The organism is Streptomyces sp. CLV115, assembly GCF_038448545.1.
Taxonomy (GTDB): domain Bacteria; phylum Actinomycetota; class Actinomycetes; order Streptomycetales; family Streptomycetaceae; genus Streptomyces; species Streptomyces sanglieri.
The window spans coordinates 1-440 of the sequence record NZ_JBCEWQ010000438.1 but is presented as its reverse complement, the minus strand read 5'-3'; the positions used below and the strand labels follow the sequence as shown (position 1 = coordinate 440).

At 56.1% G+C, this 440-nt stretch carries 1 rRNA gene; it reads left to right on the top strand.

Annotated elements, in window-relative coordinates:
* Positions 1–440, top strand: a 16S ribosomal RNA gene (locus tag AADR41_RS42535); the annotation flags it as partial.

Genomic DNA, 440 nt, shown 5'->3' with positions numbered 1-440 from the left:
CCTACGGGTGGCTGCAGTGGGGAATCTTGCACAATGGAGGCAACTCTGATGCAGCGACGCCGCGTGAGCGATGAAGCCCTTCGGGGTGTAAAGCTCTTTCGGCAGGGACGATAATGACGGTACCTGAAGAAGAAGCTGCGGCTAACTACGTGCCAGCAGCCGCGGTAATACGTAGGCAGCGAGCGTTGTTCGGAATTACTGGGCGTAAAGAGTGTGTAGGCGGTGCTCTAAGTTCGGTGTGAAATCTCCCGGCTTAACTGGGAGGGTGCGCCGGAAACTGGAGTGCTCGAGCGTGGGAGAGGAAAGCGGAATTCCTGGTGTAGCGGTGAAATGCGTAGATATCAGGAGGAACACCTGCGGTGTAGACGGCTTTCTGGACCATTGCTGACGCTGAGACACGAAAGCGTGGGTAGCAAACAGGATTAGATACCCGGGTAGTC